Source organism: Pseudochrobactrum algeriensis (genome assembly GCF_018436245.1).
GTDB classification, from domain to species: Bacteria; Pseudomonadota; Alphaproteobacteria; order Rhizobiales; family Rhizobiaceae; genus Pseudochrobactrum; species Pseudochrobactrum saccharolyticum.
On the sequence record NZ_CP075361.1, the window covers coordinates 2,121,848 to 2,139,135 of the forward strand.

The window sequence follows — 17,288 nt, forward strand, 5'->3', positions numbered from 1 at the left end:
AATGCCCTGATCCTTGATTATCAATTGATCATACGGCAATGCTGACTTAGACAACATATATGACAACACTCCTCGAATCCGCGGGATAAGGATTTAATGGTTCAGGATCTTATCCGTTACGATATTCTTGCTCAGGATGCGCTGCGCGGCGTTATCCGCAAAGTGCTCATGGAAGTGAATAAGGCCGGTCTGCCCGGCAATCACCACTTCTTCATCACCTTTCTGACAGAGGCACCGGGCGTTCGCATTTCATCTCGTTTGAAGGAAAAATATCCTGAACAGATGACAATTGTTATGCAGCACCAGTATTGGGACCTGGTGGTTACCGAGCAGTTTTTTGAAGTCGGTCTTTCCTTTGGTGAAATCGCCGAAAAGCTGGTCATTCCGTTCTCCGCAATCCGCGGCTTCTACGATCCGTCAGTGAATTTCGAACTGGAATTTGATGTGTCTGTTGCGCTGCCGACCGGTGACAATGACACGGATGATCTGGAAATCGTATCGGAACTGCGTCTGCAGGATGATGCGGAAGAAGATGAAACAGAAGCACCGGCCAAGCCTGCTAAAAAGCCAGCCAAAAAGGCTGACCGCAGCAAGACAACGGCCAAGGAAGACAGCAGCGAAACTACAGATAAGGAAGAGGCTCCGAAGCCTTCTGCCGATGTTGTATCGCTGGATGCTTTCCGCAAAAAATAAACAGATGCAATATTCCGGCCGGCAGCGGCCGGAATATATTCATGAGAATATTCTATTTTGAGAGGGCATAGTCATGAGTGACATTATCAATCTCAAACAATTCAAAAAACGCAAAGCCCGTGCGACGAAAGAAGTTGAAGCGGATGCCAATCGCATCCTGTTCGGTCGTACCAAAGCGGAAAAATCTTTCGATAAAAATCAGAACGATAAGCAAGTCCGGTTCCTTGACCAGAACAGGCTGGAACCACGCAGCTCCGTCTCATCTGTTGATGAAAAAGAATGAGTGATAAAACCGCCCGTCCGCCATTGAGCACAGCAGCACGCAGCAAAGCACAGTTGCGTAAACATTCGATCACATTGCACGGCCATGCCACCAGCTTCTCGCTGGAAGATGCATTTTATGACATCATTGTGCAGATTGCAGCGCAGAACGGTCAGTCGCTGGCTTCACTCATTGCCATGATTGATGATGAACGCGACCGCAACAGCAATCTGTCTTCCAGCCTGCGCCTCTATGCGCTGGACTGGGTATTGAGCATCAAAGCACCTTAAGAACTGCGACATGCTCTAAAACCCAAACCGGCGGTAATTTTACTGTAACTGCGTTTCGGGCAGAGTTTGCAGAAACTCATCAAGGCTTGGTTTGAAATCAGGCGCGGTATTTGGCTGCTGCGGTGTTTCCTGCGGAAGTATTGTTCCTGCACCCGCAGCTTCTTCCGCACGTCTGCGCAAGGCCTCTTCTGCCTCAATACGCTCGCGTTTGCGGGCTTCAGCTTTCGCAGTATAATAATCAGCCTCGCGCTTCAGACGCTGCTTTTCAATAATCAAAGCCTGTGCCGCTTCTACCCGCTGTTGTTCCCGCAACAAGCCGCGTTGCGTCAGAAACTGCACCATCGGCTGATAATCGAACTGCACCTGCGGCTGCTGCCATCCGCCGGAAACCGTGAACTGCAATTGCGGGGTCACATCATTCCGCTCATGCTGCGGCAACACCAGATCCAGCCGCCCGCTGCCACCCCAGAGAAAGCGGTTCAGGTCAAACTGCAAATCCGCCTGCACAATGGCTCTTTCATTCTCTGCCTTAACAGACGGCGCACGGATAATCCCTCCGGCAAGCGACAACGGAGCCTGAATCCGAGCAGCGCTTATTTGTCCGTCCTGTGTCAGGCTTTTCGACAATGTGCTGCGCTCGGCTTCGGCCTGTTTCGGCTCAACCTGAGAGAGCGCCGTATCCGACAATTCATCGGAGCGTCGCAACAAATCCGGTAAAGCTGTGAGGTTAAATCCTGCAATAACAGGCTGCTCGACAGTCACCGTCCCCTCACCGGCCAGAGAATGCACCAGATCAGCCATCGACTTGCCGCTGCCCGTAAAGCCCAGCTTGATATCGCTAGCACTGCTCACTGGCGGCTGCATATTTTCTGGATGATAAAGCACCTGCATATCCCCGCCGGAAAGACGCAAATCCCCGTTGGTGAGCAAGGTTCCGTTGGCATTATTCAACTCCAGCTTGCCAGATAATTTGCCCTTGGCCCACTCACCGCCAATATCACTGAGCTGTAATTGCTGGTCGTTTTTGATAATACGCGCAGAGAAATCGCTGAATGTCGCTGCATCAGTCAGTGCAGCCTGTGCGGCACTCACTTTCAGATCCATACCCAGCGGAAGATTGGTTCTGTTACCAAAACCGGTCTCAGACCAGCTCCTGCCGTCAGCACCGGTGATATCTGCAACCGACAGACCGCTCATTGCCGCAAATAATGCAGCCAGATCAAAACGCTCCAGCTTTATCTCGCCACGCAATTGCGCAACCGACTGCTCGCTGAGCGAGCCGTCCAGTCTGGCACTGACAGTCTCATTATCCAGCTTGCCCTGCAAATTCGGCAGCCGGACAATATTTTTCCCAAACTGGAAATCACTGACAATATCCACCGGCAAACCTGAGCCAAAACCACGGCCAAATGGCAGGGCATAACCGGCGGTGGCCAGAAACGGCTCCAGATCATCGCTTTTCAGCACGGCTTTACCGCTGGCCGTCAGCTCATCACCGGTCAGCGTAATCACACCATCAAGACGGGCATTGCCATCATCGCCGCTGATTTCAAGAACGGTCTTCATACCGGCAACCGGCGCGCCCTGCGCCTGCAGATTAATCTCCGCCTCTCCCATCAGTCCCAGCGGCACAACAGGCAGGCCGAGTAGCGCCAAGGCAGCTTCACCCGAGGCCGCTTTGGCATTGGCCGTCAGCGATAATTGCATCGGCTCGGAACCGGCCAGTGTCCCTTTTGAGGATCCGGCTACAGACAGGATCAGCGCACCGCTCTGACCATTCAGGCTAAAAGAAAATTCGGCAATATCGGATTTTGTACCATCTGCCGAATTGCTACCCGCTTTGACACGGCTGCCCCGCGCTTTGGTATCTTTTGCTTCCGTTTTCTCGGTTCCGGCATCGTCGGTTTTCTGCACATGCGCTCCGTCTCCGAACAGGTTAACCGCATTCACAAGCAGATCGAGCTTGGTGCCGGAGAATAAATCCGGATAGGCATTGGCTCTGGCGGAAAGCGCAGAAATAAGCGGCTCACGCGGGAAAACTGCATCGAGCTGGCGTAAGACAGGACTGAGATCATCAGCCAGAATTGTCGCATCAAGAGACGCATTGACCGAATTATCAAACGGCCGCAATGATCCGGTTGCAGAAACGGTTGCGCCTTCCAGACCACTGACCAGCAGCCTGTCAAAATCCAGTTTGCCATTGCTCAGACGAAATGCGGTATCCAGCTGTTCCGCTTCCAGCCCTGCAAATTTAACGGGGCCAGCCTTGAGATTGACCGTCAGGTTTTCACCGGCAAGTGCTGACAGATCACCTTCCCGCAGGAACATCCCGCTCAGCAACTGCATTGTACCCGCATCCAGAGCCTTGCCCTGAATATTCAGTACCGAAGATGCCGCGCGGCTTTCACCGCCACTGCGTTCAAAACTACCCTGCAGAACGGTCTCACCCAGCACAATTTCCAGATCATCGACACGCTGGGCATCTTTATTCAGATTAATCTTGCCGGAAAATCCGGCGGCAGGAACCTGCCCCGCCAGCGCTTTGCCGCTATCGCCGGACAACCATGAAGCAAATCCGGCAGGCTGGCGCGAAGCCAGCAGGAAACTGCCGTCAAAGCCGAAATTTGCCCCGAGCTGCAATTTGCCCTTGGCCTCAATCTGGGTACGCCCCGGAAGATCAGCCTGTAACTGACTGATATTCCATGAGTCCTTGTCCGGTTCAGCACGGATAATCACAGAGCGGATGGTTGTTCCGCTTGCCACAATAGCTGGCAGCCGCAGATCAATATTGCCCGGAATATCCGGCACCGGAACACGCTCCAGCAATGTCTGCAAGAAATCAATTTTCTGCCGGAAAGACATCACCGGCTGCGTCGGTGCAACAGTCTCATCTTTGAGGCTGACATCCGGCTTCATCCCGTCAAGATAGACCTGCTGGCCATCCGCACTAATCATGAAATGCGGGTTCTCAGCCAGATCAAGCTGTGCCTTACCATTAATCACATAAGGAGCATCGGCATCACCCTGCTCCATCCGGAATTCTTCAATGTTGAAGCCGCTGTTCTGTGCTTCGAATTTTCCGGTCAGCCGCAGCTTGTCAAGGGTAACAGCAGAGGTAACGCCCTGCTTTTTCCGCTCTTCATCGCTTAAGGTAAGAAAGGAAAACTGCCCTTTATAAACAGGCTTGCCGTCAGCAACCGTTACATCACCTTCTGTATCCAGCGTCAGCGGCAGATCAGAAGGACGCAGGCCGATGCGCAAACGCAGCGGATTATCCGGTTTTTTCTCGGCCGTATTGATATCAACATTGAAAACCTGCCCGTCGGCCTGCAATGTGCCGTTGATACGCCACGGCCCCATCAAACTGTCCGCAGACAGGGTGGCATTGATGGATTGCAATTCCTGACGACGCCCGCGCACTTCATCCTGCAGCGTTATTTGCCCGTCGCGTAAAGTCAGCTTTTCCAGCTTTATTCTGGAGCCGGCCAGATCACTGTTTTCCGGTAAAACCCAGTTGAGATGTCCCTGCTTGTCCAGTCCTGCAAAAAGATGCGGTTTTTCCATCCGCATATCAAAAATCAGAATTTCACCGCGCAAGAAGGGCATTAATTCCGCATCCATGGAAAACTGATCCATGGTCAGGGCTCTCTGGCCGTTTTTTCCTTCAACGCGCACATCAGAAAAAGTAACGGACGGAAACGGAAAAAGCCGTGCTTTGGCTGTCCCGTTCACATGCACCGGCCGGCCTAAAATCCGGCTGGCCTCCAGTTCAAAACGGTCGCGATAGCCTGTCCAGTCGATAAAAGGCGGTACGACCAGCGCCAAAGTCAGCACCAGTACCAGCAAACCACCAATAGCAACGAACAAACGCCCCAAAGTCTCACTCCGACTGAGTACAGCCATCTACTAACAAAGCTGCTCTGCAGTCATTGTCATTTATGAATCACATTTCAGCGCGCACCATAGCGGCTCGCAGCCTGCGACAACAAGGTAATTTCACCATGACAAAGGCTGTATGCACCTGAATAGAGCCGTAAACTCGTGCCCAAAGATAAGGACACGGCTTGATCCTCTGGTATCTAACCGCTACAGCTGTCACATGACAGCCAATATCATTTTGTTTTCATATCTTCGGCCGCTTACGCTTCACACCCGAATTGACTTTATATCTGTGACATTATCATGAATTATTCAACGTCCGAGACCAATTCCCAACTTATGGAAACCATTCCTGATTTCTATGAGACAGCCGTTTTCAAGCGGGATATTTTCTCGGAAACCCGTGCTGGCTATTTTGTCGGCGAGCCGGAAACCCGTATCATCCGCCGCGTTGTCAGCGCAGCCCCGTGGTGGTCAAGCCCGCTGGCATGGTGGCTGGCGCGCCGTGAAATCCGCGGCCTCAAAAAAGTGCGCGGCATCAAAGGCACACCTCAGCTTCTGGCAACTGACAAACACGGCTTGTTCCGCACATGGACGGACGGCACGCCGCTGCATCTGGCACGCCCGTCCCATCGTGAATGGTATTTGTCTGCCCATCGTATTCTGCGCGATATGCGCCGCATGGGCGTTACCCATAATGATCTGCAAAAGCCGCAAAACTGGCTGATGACACCGGAAGGTGAAGCCGCTGTAATTGACTTCCAGCTGGCATCTGTGCATCGCCGTCGTGGCGCGTATTACCGGTTGATGGCCTATGAAGATTTCCGCCACCTCATCAAACAGAAGCGTAATTTCGCACCTGATCTGATGACACCAACGGAAAAACGCATTCTGGCACGCCGGTCGCTACCGTCACGTATCTGGCTGGCAACAGGCAAAAAAGTCTATAATTTCGTTACCCGTGGCATTTTCAACTGGTCTGACGGTGAAGGTACGGGCGACCGTATTGATAATGAAGGTCCGGCAATTATTGCGGCGCTGAAATCCGACCCGCGTGTGAAGGATGTGTCTCTGAGTCTCTATTCCCTGCCTGCAAAAGGTGTAGGGATTTATGCTTTTGTTGAAACACTGAATGCCGATGAGAAATCACTGCGTGCACGCCTTAAAGGTTATAAAGTCGAGCTGATCCAGCCGGTTGCCCATTTACCACGCCGTGAGGACGGCACTGTACGCGAAGATATTCTGCGCCTTGTTGCCATGAACCAGATGACAGAACTGGACGATCTTCTGCTGCGCGAGCCGGATATGCGCCCGCTGGTGGAGGCGCTTGCCGCGCATCGTCTCAATTTCACGGATCGCCGTATCACGCAGATGGAGTAGTATTTTCCAGCCTGTAAATTTTAAAAAACGCAACGAATGAAGTGCCTGCAAGCTCTGCAGGTACTTTATTTGTTCTGGTCTATGGCGTTTCGCTTAAGAATCATTACATTCGGAACTATGTCAGACTTTCCAGACGATATTCCCTTCTTCGGGGAGCCGGATGTACCGGCTACACCTAAACCGCAATCTGGTCCAAAAGCCGGGATTGCCGCGCGGGCTATGCAGGCGCGCAACCAGCAACGCGGTGAACCAGATTATCTGCAAGGGCTAAACCCTGAGCAGCGGCAGGCGGTCGAAACGACTGAAGGGCCGGTTCTGGTTCTGGCCGGTGCGGGCACCGGCAAAACCCGTGTTCTGACCACGCGTATTGCGCATATTATTCAGCAGGGTCTGGCATTCCCAAGTCAGATCCTCGCAGTGACCTTTACCAATAAAGCCGCACGCGAGATGAAAGAGCGTATCGGCCATCTGCTTGGCGGCGCGGTTGAAGGTATGCCATGGCTTGGCACATTCCACTCCATCGGAGTGAAGATGTTGCGCCGCCATGCGGAACTGGCCGGACTGCGCTCTGATTTTACTATTCTTGATACGGACGATGTGATCCGCCTGCTCAAACAGCTTATTCAGGCTGAAGGGCTGGATGACAAACGCTGGACGCCGCGCTCTTTCTCGATGATGATCGACGGCTGGAAGAACAAAGGTTACGGCCCGTCTGAAATTTCAGAGGGTGATGCCCGTGCTTTTGCCAATGGCAAAGGGCGTGAACTTTATTATGCCTATCAGGAACGGCTGAAAACGCTGAATGCCTGTGATTTTGGTGATCTGCTGCTGCATCCGATCCGGATTTTCCGCAAACATCCGGACATCCTGCGCGAATATCACTCGAAATTCCGCTATATTCTGGTGGATGAGTATCAAGATACCAACACCGCACAATATATGTGGCTGAGACTGCTGGCGCAAAGGCCTAAATTTACAACACCTCAAGATAACACTCCCAACGCGACCGACTGGTCGTCGGCTGACTTTTCAGCCGCCCCTGCGGAGCACAGCCGCGATAGCGGCGACAGCGTGAGCACAAAGAAAATCAACACAGACAGACCTGCGCAGCAGGTCAATCTGTGTTGTGTTGGCGATGATGATCAGTCGATCTATGGCTGGCGCGGGGCGGAAGTGGATAATATTCTGCGCTTTGACAAGGATTTTCCGGGCGCGACTATCATTCGTCTTGAGCGCAATTACCGTTCCACACCGCATATTTTGGGTGCAGCATCCTATCTGATTGCCCATAATGAAGGGCGCTTTGGCAAAACACTGCTGCCGCAGGCTGCGAGTGAAGATGACCAGAAAGTGCATGTGCATGCGGCTTGGGACTCAGAGGAAGAAGCCCGTGCGGTCGGTGAAGAGATCGAACAGGCTCAGCGTCGCGGCCATCTGCTTAATGATATGGCTATTCTGGTGCGTGCCTCGTTCCAGATGCGTGAGTTTGAAGACCGTTTCGTAACACTCGGCCTGAATTACCGCGTTATCGGCGGCCCGCGCTTCTATGAACGTCAGGAAATCCGCGATGCGATGGCTTATTTCCGCGTTGTTGCCCAGCCTGCCGATGATCTGGCCTTTGAGCGCATCGTCAACACACCGAAGCGCGGTCTTGGTGAGGCAAGCCTACGACTAGTACATGATTATGCACGTGCAAAAAATATGCCTATGCTGCTCGCGGCAGAAGACCTGATTGCAACAGAAGAGCTGAAGCCCAAGGCCCGTTCCGCACTGCGCGAAGTGGTTGAGAATTTCCGGCGCTGGCAGGGGCTACTCGACAATAAATCCCATACGGAACTGGCAGAAATCATTCTCGATGAATCCGGCTATACGGCGATGTGGCAGAATGACCGCTCCGCCGAAGCACCGGGACGTCTGGAAAACCTCAAAGAACTCATCCGCTCCATGGAAGAATATGAAAGCCTGCGCGGCTTTCTCGAACATGTGGCGCTGGTGATGGATACGGAACAGAATGAAGGCATGGATGCTGTCAGCATCATGACCCTTCACTCGGCCAAAGGGCTGGAATTTCAAACTGTGTTCTTACCGGGCTGGGAAGAAGGCCTGTTCCCGCATCAGCGTGCGCTGGATGAAGGCGGCCGTTCAGGGTTGGAAGAAGAACGCCGCCTCGCCTATGTCGGCCTGACCCGCGCCAAGAAAAACCTGCATATCTGGTTTGTATCCAACCGCCGTATTCACGGCATGTGGCAGACCACGATCCCGTCCCGCTTTCTGGAAGAATTGCCGGAAGAGCATGTGGATATTGCGGAGTCCGACAGTTCCTATGGCGGCGGTTATGGTCAATCACGCTTTGATGCTGTGGGACGTGGTGATCCGTTTGCCAATTCCTATTCCACACCGGGCTGGCAGCGGGCGCAGCAAAACCGCTCCGATGCGACACGCAACAATTGGGGTTCCCGCTCCGGTGCCAATGTCGAGCGCATCGGTTATGGCGAAACAGATTCCGGTTTCGGTGCCGGTCGCGGCTCGGTCAAAGGCAAGGTCATTGACGGCGAGCTGGTGGCAAAATCCGTTTCCTCAACACCATCAGACTTTAAGGTCGGCGACCGTGTTTTCCATATGAAATTCGGCAACGGCAATGTCGTCTCAATTGACGGCAACAAACTGACCATCGACTTTGACCATGCCGGACAAAAACGCGTCATCGACAGTTTTGTGAAACGGGTATAAAAATCTGCAGATGCCTGAGTTTAGAAATAATATTCTAACATTGATATGTATGAGAGTATAACTTCATCAAGTAGATGCCCGCCGCAGCATGACATTGCTTAACCGAGCCATGAATCTCCGTTAAATTTCGAACCAACGAGCGAAGGAGCAAATTTGCCCCTTCGCTTCACTTGTTTTGAAAGAAAAAATCATGTCCGTCGCTCATGTGAAAAAACCTTCTGCGCAGGCCAAGCCACTCTATCTGAATTTCGGTTTTCAGGTATTGACGGCGATGGTTATCGGCCTGTTGCTCGGTCTCGTTGCCCGCAATATGGGGCCTGATATCAACGGCAATGCCAACTGGCTGTCTGTAAGCTTACAAACAATCGGCTCGATCTTTGTGCAGATGCTGCGTGCGCTTGTGCCGCCGCTGGTTTTCACCGCGATTGTGGCCTCTATCGCCAATCTGGCTGCGCTTAACAATGCCGCCAAGCTGGTCTGGCAGACCCTGCTGTGGTTCGCCATCACATCCTTTATCGCTGTGCTGATCGGTATTGCGCTGGGTCTGATTATTCAGCCTGGTATCGGCTCCGGTGTAGCCGCAGAAGCCGCCAAAGCGCCAGCCTCTTCCGGCTCATGGCTCGACTTCCTTAAAGGCTTGGTGCCTGCCAATATGCTCGGCCTTGAAGCCAGCACCAAGCTGAACAACGGCGCTGCATCAACTTCGCTGAACTTCAACGTGCTGCAAATCCTCGTTATCGCCATTACCTTCGGCGTTGCGGCGCTGAAAGCCGGTGATACTGCCAAGCCTTTCCTCGCCTTCAACCAGTCTTTGCTCGTTGTGGTGCGCAAAATTCTGTGGTGGGTTATCCGCCTCACCCCGCTCGGCACTATCGGTCTGCTTGGCCGCGCTGTTGCCCAATATGGCTGGGAAACACTGGTTCAGCTCAGCTGGTATGCCGCAGCCGTCTATATCGGTCTGGCAATCGTGCTGTTCGTGGTCTATCCGGCTATCCTGATCTTCCACGGCCTGAAACCATCTCGCTTTTTTGCAGGCGCGTGGCCTGCAATCCAGCTGGCTTTCGTGTCCCGCTCTTCCGTTGGCACACTGCCGGTAACTGAAGCCGTGACCGAGCGTAATCTGGGTGTGCCGCGTGAATATGCAGCTTTTGCTGTGCCTCTTGGCGCCACCACTAAAATGGATGGTTGTGCTGCAATCTATCCGGCGATCTCGGCGATCTTTATCGCTCAATATTTCGGCCTGCCACTCGGCCTTCAGGAATATGTGCTGATCGCTTTTGTCTCGGTACTGGGTTCGGCTGCAACTGCCGGTCTCACCGGTGCGGTGGTGATGCTCACCCTCACACTCTCCACCCTCGGCCTGCCGCTGGAAGGTGTCGGCCTGTTGCTGGCGATTGACCCTATCCTCGATATGGGACGTACCGCTGTTAACGTTGCCGGTCAGGCACTGGTACCAGCCGTTGTTGCCAAGCGCGAAGGTATTCTTGATGAGGCTGTCTATAACAGCGAGAAGAATATCGACGATATCGATCCTTCACATCTGACAGCGCAAGGCGTTGCTGCTTAAAACAACCTAAAACAAAAAAGCCGGAGGAAACTTCGGCTTTTTTATTATCCGCCGGTCGCCACATCATAGATCAGTTTCAGGTTCAGCACGATCACGATCAGTGCCACAATCCATGCCGCCCCTGTCAGCCATAAAGGCGCGCGCAGAGCACCCATCTTTTGACGGTCTGATGTGAACAAGATCAGCGGCACAATGGCGAATGGCAGTTGCAAACTCAGCACCACCTGACTGAGGATCAGCAGATTGGCAGTTCCCTTATTGCCATAGAGCATCGTCACAATAATCGCCGGTATAATAGCAATACCACGCGTAATCAGCCGCCGCAGCCATGGCCGGATGCGAAAATTGATAAAACCTTCCATCACGATCTGCCCCGCCAGTGTCGCCGTTACTGTCGAGTTCAGCCCCGCACAGAGCAGCGCAACACCAAACAGGATTGGTGCCAGCGTGCTGCCAAGCAGCGGCGCGATCAGGGCTTCGGCCTGTTCAATCTCCACCACATCGGTACGGCCGACCTTGTGAAAAGTCGCTGCAGCCAGAATAAGAATAGACGCATTGACGGCCAGAGCCAGCATCAGCGCAATGGTGGAATCCCACGTGGAATAGGAAATCGCTTCGCGTTTTTCCTCTAAGTTACCGCCATATTTACGCGTTTGCACAATGCCTGAATGCAAATAGAGATTATGCGGCATCACGGTCGCCCCGATAATCCCGAGCGACAGATACAGCATTTCCGGATTGGTCACGATTTCAGTGGTTGGTGCAAAGCCACGGATTACAGCGCCCCAGTCGGGATCAGCCAGTGCAATCTGCACCAGAAAACACAAAGCAATAATGCAAAGCAAAACCAGCACATAGGCTTCAATCCAGCGGAACCCCTTGCTCTGCATATATAGCACGACAAAAACATCGAGCGCGGTCAGCAACACACCGAGTTCCAGCGGCATACCAAACAGCAGATTAAGCGCAATCGCTGTGCCGATTACCTCGGCAAGGTCGGTGGCACAGATTGCAATCTCCGCGCCGATCCATAAGAACCATGCCATCGCCGGAGAATAAGCGTCACGGCAGGCCTGCGCCAGATCGCGTCCCGTCGCCACAGCCAGTCGCGTGCAAAGTGACTGGAGCAGAATAGCCATGATATTGGAAACCAGCGCCACAACCAACAGCGTATAGCCAAAGCGTGAGCCACCGGCGATAGATGTCGCCCAGTTGCCGGGATCCATATAGCCGACCGCCACCAGATAACCCGGCCCTGCAAAGGCGGCAAATTTTCTCCACCGCGTGCCATGACGCGGAATTGTAATGGAACCATTGACCTCAGCCAGCGATTTCGCTGCCGGTTCCTGACGCCATGCGCCGGAATTATCAGCACCTTCCGCCAGTGGAAATTCATTTTTCTTCATGAAAAATCTTCGTGCGCAAATAGTAATGAAACTCATTTGCAACTAGGCGCTCAATTTTAATATCCGTCAAGAGAAAATACTGAAGTATAAAAGCAGCATAAAAAATGCCGGTTAAAACCGGCATTTTCTTATAAATAATTTATTGCGGCTTACCTTTTTCCCACATCACATCACCGCGATAAAGCGGCACGGTTGAGAGCGACGTCTTGGCAGAACCGTCCTGCACCTGTGAGGCATGTGCCAGATAAATCAGCGTATTATTGGTCTGATCATAAATGCGGGTAATCACCAGCTTCTTCCAGATCAGGCTGGTGCGCTCGGAAAATACCCGCTCACCGCCTTTGCCCAGCTTGATATCTCCGATGGTAATCGGCCCTGTCTGCTCACAGGAAATCGACGCATTGGACGGGTCTTCAAACCAGTTCCCCTTCTGCAGCCGGTCAATCATACCGCGCGAGAAAGATGCCAGATGGCAGGTCACACCCTGCACTTTCGGATCGCTGACCGCATCAATCACAATATCATTGCCGAGCCAGTCCACACCAACTTTGCCGATTTCCTCCGCCTGCACCATGCTGACACTTGTCAAAGGAGACAAGGCCAGCATTGCACCCAGAGCTGTAACGGTCAGAAATTGCTTCATAAACATCTCCTGCATTCAGATTTGAATCAAATATGGAATGGCTCACGCATCCTCTGCCAAAGGCAGCCACTTATCGAGAAAAGCATTAATCTCCATGGTCTGAATATCCGGCAGCGCTTTATAAATCAGTTCCACCGGCCAGTCCCACCATGCACTCTGCAACAGGCGCTCAACCGTCTTCTCATCAAAACGCGGTCGCAGAATTTTTGCAGGTACACCGGCAACAATCATATAGGGTGGCACATCTTTAGAAACCACTGCGTTAGCGCCGATCACGGCACCGGTGCCGATGCTCACACCGGGCAATATCACCGCGCCATGACCGATCCAGACATCATTGCCGATTGTCACCCGTCTTGAGGAACGGTGTGCACGATACTCCATATCCACACCGATATTGCGGAAATATTCATTCGGCCGGTAGGTCATTTTATGCATGGTCAGGCGTTGCATCGGATGTTCCAGCGCATTGATCCGCACATTGGAAGCAATGGAGCAAAAATGTCCGATCTCAGCATAAATTCCCTCGCCGTTGCGCTCCAGATAGGTAAAATTACCGATCTGTACATCACGCAGGATCACCCGCTCAGCGATTTCGGTATATTGTCCGAGTTTAACGGATTTCAGCTGCGCGCTCGGATGAATTTTCGGCTGCACATCACGCGAAAACTGCAAAACATCCTCACTCATCACGTTTTATTCCTGCATAAGTTCAATTTCAAAAATTTCTGAAATTTCATAAAAGATGGGAAAATCACACAGACAGCCTTTGCCAAACTGCCACAAGCCAGCTATAACATTATTATGACGACAGCTGATAGACAGGCCAACGGACACGAGAGCAGAAAATTGCTTTGGATTAGCGGCGTGGTATTAATCACCGCTCTGGCCGCTGGCGCTTTGTTTGCAGGCTGGATGAATTACAGCGACACCATATTCATGACCATGCTCATGGATGGTATTTCATGGTGCTTCTGAGGATCTGATTTATGCGTAAATATCTTCCTGTTCTGGTGCTGTTTGTTGCCGCTTTCACAATCGGCATTGTCGGCTTTCAGGCCTATCGCGACAAACAAATGGCCTCCGGCGAAGAGAGCCCCTATGGCGGCGCATTCAAGCTTGTCTCTATGAATGGCAGTGAAATCACTGATCAGTCTCTGCGCGGCAATCCTTCAGTCGTGTTTTTCGGCTATACCCATTGTCCGGTTGTCTGCCCGACCACCCTCTTCGATCTCGACAGCTGGCTGAAAGAGCTCGGCCCTGAAGGCGCGGCTATTCGCGGCTATATGGTCACTGTTGATCCTGAGCGTGACACACCGGAATATATTCAGAAATACATTACCAATGTCTCCGACCGTATCACCGGTATTACCGGCGATCCGAAGGACATTGCTGCGATGCTGAAATCCTATAATATCTACGCCAAGAAAGTTGATGAAGACGGCGAGAATTACACGATGGATCACACCGCCTCCATCCTGCTTCTCGACAAGAATGGCCGTCTGCGCTCAACCATCGCCTATGGCGAACCGTCAGAAACAGCAATTTCCAAGCTGAAACGTCTGGCAGCAGGCTGATTATAGCGGATAGCATTCGCATCTGACCAAGCTTCGTGATAGAGCAGTTTTCCTGAGTAAGGAAACTGCTCTATTCTTTTTTATAACTCCAATTCAGAGACCCCACATGGCACAGTACCGCTTATATCTCACACGGGACAAAGATCAGGCTGAGCAGATTTTCGATCTGCTGGAACCGGTATTTGAAGAAGACGGTCTGCCGCTGGCCAATACTGAAATTGATGAAGACAAGCAGATTTATGAAATCTCGCTTTATACCGAAGATAAAGCCGGTGCTGATGAAGCCCTGCCGCGCATGGCCGCTTGTCTGGGTCTGAAGCCGGAAGAAATCGGCGTGGAAGAACTGCCGGATATTGACTGGGTTCTGCATTCTCTCGAAGGTCTGAAGCCTGTTCGAGCCGGTCGCTTCTTTGTTCACGGCTCCCATGACCGCGACAAGCTGCAGGATGGCGATATCGGCATTGAAATTGATGCAGGCCTTGCTTTTGGCACCGGTCATCACGGCACTACCGCCAGCTGCCTTGAGATGATCGAAGAAATTGTTGCGCTTGAAGAGCCGAAAAATGTGCTTGATCTCGGCACCGGCAGTGCGGTTCTGGCCATTGCCGTTGCCAAGTTGCGCGATATTCCGGTTCTGGCCACCGATATTGATCCTGTTGCGGTTGATGTGGCGCAGGAAAATGTGGAGAAGAACGGCGCGGATAAATGGGTTTCCACCCTCACCGCCACCGGTTTTGACAATCCGGAAATGCAGGCGCGTGCGCCATTTGATCTGATCATTGCCAATATTCTTGCCAATCCGCTGATTGAACTGGCAAGCGAGATGCGCGCCCATGTGAAAAATAATGGCTCGCTGATCCTCTCCGGCATTCTGGAAACGCAACGCGACAGCGTGATTGCAGCTTATGAAGCAGCAGGCATCGAGCATCACAAAACTATTTACAAAGAAAGCTGGGTTGCTCTTCACCTCAAGCCAAAGCTCTGATTATAATGAGGGTCTAACCTTTTTCAGGATCAGAATCTCATGTTTCAGAACTTTGAAGTCAGCAGCAATCCGGCAACCGGTGCGCCGCGTGTAGCCAAATTGCGCGAGGAATTAAACCGTCTGCAACTGGACGGTTTTCTTGTACCGCGTGCCGATGAGCATCAGGGCGAATATGTGCCGCTGCGTGCTCAGCGCCTTGGCTGGCTGACAGGCTTCACCGGTTCTGCCGGTGCAGCGCTGATCCTGAAGAATAAAGCCTATGTCTTTGTTGACGGGCGCTACACATTGCAGGTGCGCACTCAAACAGATCCGGCCGTGTTCGACATTGAAAGTCTGGTCGACAATCCGCCTGCCTCATGGCTGGAGAAAAACGGCAAAGGTCTGGTGATCGGCTTCGATCCTTGGCTGCACACAATTGCAGAAACCCGCGCACTGAAAGCAGCACTCGAGGCACAAGGCGGTCAGCTCGTGCCGGTGCAGGACAATCTGGTTGATCTGGTCTGGACTGACCAGCCTGCCGCCCCGCTTGAACCAGTGACTATTCAGCCGCTGCAATATGCCGGTCAGGAGCCACGTGCCAAACTGAACAACCTGAGTGAAGCAGTTGCGGCAAGCGGTGCCTCAGCCACTATTCTGACAGACCCCGCCTCCATCGCATGGGCATTCAATATTCGCGGCCGCGATGTCAGCAACACACCATTGCCTTTGAGCTTTGCGCTGATTGCGGCTGACGGCCAGCACATTCTGTTCATTGATAAGCGCAAGCTGCCGATTGAAACCGAAGCCTATCTGACGCAGCTGACCAAAATCACTGCGCCAAATCTGATGGAAAACACGCTGGCTCAACTGGCAGGTGAAGGTGCAAGCTTCATGCTTGATCCTGCACTGGCTGCGGAAAAGCTGCGCATGATTATCACGCAGGCCAATGGCACAGTGGTTGAAGGCACCGACCCTGCCCGCCTGCCACGCGCAATGAAGAACAAAGCCGAACTGGACGGCTCCCGTGCTGCCCATGAGCGTGACGGCGTGGCCATGGTCAAGTTTTTCTCATGGCTCGACAGCCAGCCTGCCGGCAGCGTGGATGAAATCAGCGCCGCTCAGCAGCTGGAAGAAAGCCGTCGCACAGTCGGTGAAATGTTCCAGAAGCCTCTGGAAGACCTGTCTTTTGACAGTATCTCCGGCGCAGGGTCTGACGGCGCCATCATCCATTACCGCGTCAATACCGATACCAATCGCAAGCTCAAAGATGGCGAACTATATCTGATTGATTCCGGTGCGCAATATCGTGACGGCACCACGGATATCACTCGTACCGTGGCGATTGGTGAAGTCTCTGCTTTTGAGAAGAAGACTTTCACACTGGTGCTGAAAGGCGTAATCGCACTGTCACGTCTGCGCTTCCCTGTCGGCACACGCGGTCAGGATATTGATGCCTTTGCCCGTGCCGCTCTCTGGCAGCATGGCTATGACTATGCGCATGGCACCGGCCATGGCGTTGGCTCCTATCTCGCTGTGCATGAAGGGCCGCAGAGCATTTCCAAGCGTGGTGCGCAGGAACTCAAAACCGGTATGATCCTCTCCAATGAGCCGGGCTATTATCGTCCGGGCGAATTCGGCATCCGTATTGAAAATCTGATCATCGTCAAAGAGCCGCAAGCAATTGATGGTGGCGATATCGCGATGCATGAGTTTGAGACACTAACCTTCTGCCCGATTGACCGTCGTCTCATTGATGTTTCACTGCTCAATGCGGATGAACTGGCATGGCTCAACGATTATCATGCACAGACACGCGACAAGCTGCTGCCGCATTGCTCGGAAGACGAAAAGAGCTGGCTGATTGCTGCGACCGAAGCCCTGTAAAGCCTGCCATACA

The 17,288-nt window shown here is 52.7% G+C and carries 12 protein-coding genes and 3 pseudogenes; 11 read left to right on the forward strand and 4 right to left on the reverse strand.

Going from position 1 to position 17,288, the window contains the following annotated elements; all coding sequences use genetic code 11:
• The first annotated feature begins 96 nt into the window (after positions 1-96).
• The 3 genes from KHQ09_RS11990 to KHQ09_RS12000 all read left to right on the forward strand — a co-directional run bounded on the left by KHQ09_RS11990 (position 97) and on the right by KHQ09_RS12000 (position 1,245).
• Complete coding sequence (locus tag KHQ09_RS11990; RefSeq protein ID WP_022711392.1) at positions 97-693, forward strand: SspB family protein; 597 nt, start codon at positions 97-99, stop codon at positions 691-693.
• Positions 694-766: 73 nt separating this feature from the next.
• Entirely contained in the window at positions 767-976 is a 210-nt protein-coding gene (locus KHQ09_RS11995; protein ID WP_022711391.1) for a DUF4169 family protein, read from the forward strand.
• Positions 973-1,245, forward strand: a complete 273-nt coding sequence (locus tag KHQ09_RS12000; protein WP_213598434.1) for a ribbon-helix-helix domain-containing protein — start codon at positions 973-975, stop codon at positions 1,243-1,245. Before KHQ09_RS11995 ends, KHQ09_RS12000 begins: the two co-directional genes overlap by 4 nt.
• A 39-nt stretch (positions 1,246-1,284) precedes the next feature.
• Here KHQ09_RS12000 and KHQ09_RS12005 read toward each other — a convergent pair whose 3' ends face one another.
• A complete protein-coding gene (locus KHQ09_RS12005; protein WP_213598436.1) occupies positions 1,285-5,148 on the reverse strand; it encodes an AsmA family protein in 3,864 nt (1,287 codons plus the stop codon).
• Positions 5,149-5,427: 279 nt separating this feature from the next.
• Here KHQ09_RS12005 and KHQ09_RS12010 point away from each other — a divergent pair, with 279 nt between their 5' ends.
• The 4 genes and pseudogenes from KHQ09_RS12010 (at position 5,428) to KHQ09_RS12020 (ending at position 10,801) form a co-directional block, all read left to right on the forward strand.
• Positions 5,428-6,504, forward strand: a complete 1,077-nt coding sequence (locus KHQ09_RS12010; protein ID WP_028233748.1) for a serine/threonine protein kinase — start codon at positions 5,428-5,430, stop codon at positions 6,502-6,504.
• 117 nt (positions 6,505-6,621) lie between these two features.
• Positions 6,622-7,486, forward strand: a pseudogene (locus KHQ09_RS18595) (ATP-dependent helicase); the annotation flags it as partial.
• A 131-nt stretch (positions 7,487-7,617) separates the two neighbouring features.
• Positions 7,618-9,234: pseudogene (locus tag KHQ09_RS18600) on the forward strand (3'-5' exonuclease); the annotation flags it as partial.
• A gap of 190 nt (positions 9,235-9,424) precedes the next feature.
• The gene (locus KHQ09_RS12020; RefSeq protein ID WP_213598440.1) at positions 9,425-10,801 is read left to right on the forward strand and encodes a dicarboxylate/amino acid:cation symporter; all 1,377 of its coding nucleotides are present in this window, start codon (positions 9,425-9,427) and stop codon (positions 10,799-10,801) included.
• Positions 10,802-10,845: 44 nt separating this feature from the next.
• On the opposite strand, the gene KHQ09_RS12025 is transcribed toward KHQ09_RS12020, so the two are convergent.
• The 3 genes and pseudogenes from KHQ09_RS12025 to KHQ09_RS12035 form a co-directional block, all read right to left on the reverse strand.
• A complete protein-coding gene (locus KHQ09_RS12025; RefSeq protein WP_213598442.1) occupies positions 10,846-12,207 on the reverse strand; it encodes an Nramp family divalent metal transporter in 1,362 nt (453 codons plus the stop codon).
• A gap of 139 nt (positions 12,208-12,346) precedes the next feature.
• Positions 12,347-12,778, reverse strand: a pseudogene (locus KHQ09_RS12030) (CreA family protein); the annotation flags it as partial.
• 114 nt (positions 12,779-12,892) lie between these two features.
• Positions 12,893-13,540: a DapH/DapD/GlmU-related protein gene (locus KHQ09_RS12035; RefSeq protein ID WP_213598446.1), complete on the reverse strand. Its 648-nt coding sequence runs from the start codon at positions 13,538-13,540 to the stop codon at positions 12,893-12,895.
• A 159-nt stretch (positions 13,541-13,699) separates the two neighbouring features.
• On the opposite strand from KHQ09_RS12035, the gene KHQ09_RS18505 reads away from it, so the two are divergent.
• From KHQ09_RS18505 to KHQ09_RS12050, 4 genes are all read left to right on the forward strand, one after another.
• Entirely contained in the window at positions 13,700-13,828 is a 129-nt protein-coding gene (locus KHQ09_RS18505; RefSeq protein WP_255560626.1) for a hypothetical protein, read from the forward strand.
• Positions 13,829-13,839: 11 nt separating this feature from the next.
• Positions 13,840-14,427 (forward strand): SCO family protein, encoded by a 588-nt coding sequence (locus KHQ09_RS12040; RefSeq protein WP_022711382.1) that lies wholly within the window; start codon positions 13,840-13,842, stop codon positions 14,425-14,427.
• A gap of 106 nt (positions 14,428-14,533) precedes the next feature.
• Entirely contained in the window at positions 14,534-15,412 is an 879-nt protein-coding gene (locus tag KHQ09_RS12045) for a 50S ribosomal protein L11 methyltransferase (protein WP_213598448.1), read from the forward strand.
• Positions 15,413-15,451: 39 nt separating this feature from the next.
• Positions 15,452-17,275, forward strand: a complete 1,824-nt coding sequence (locus KHQ09_RS12050) for an aminopeptidase P family protein (protein ID WP_213598450.1) — start codon at positions 15,452-15,454, stop codon at positions 17,273-17,275.
• Positions 17,276-17,288 lie beyond the last annotated feature (13 nt).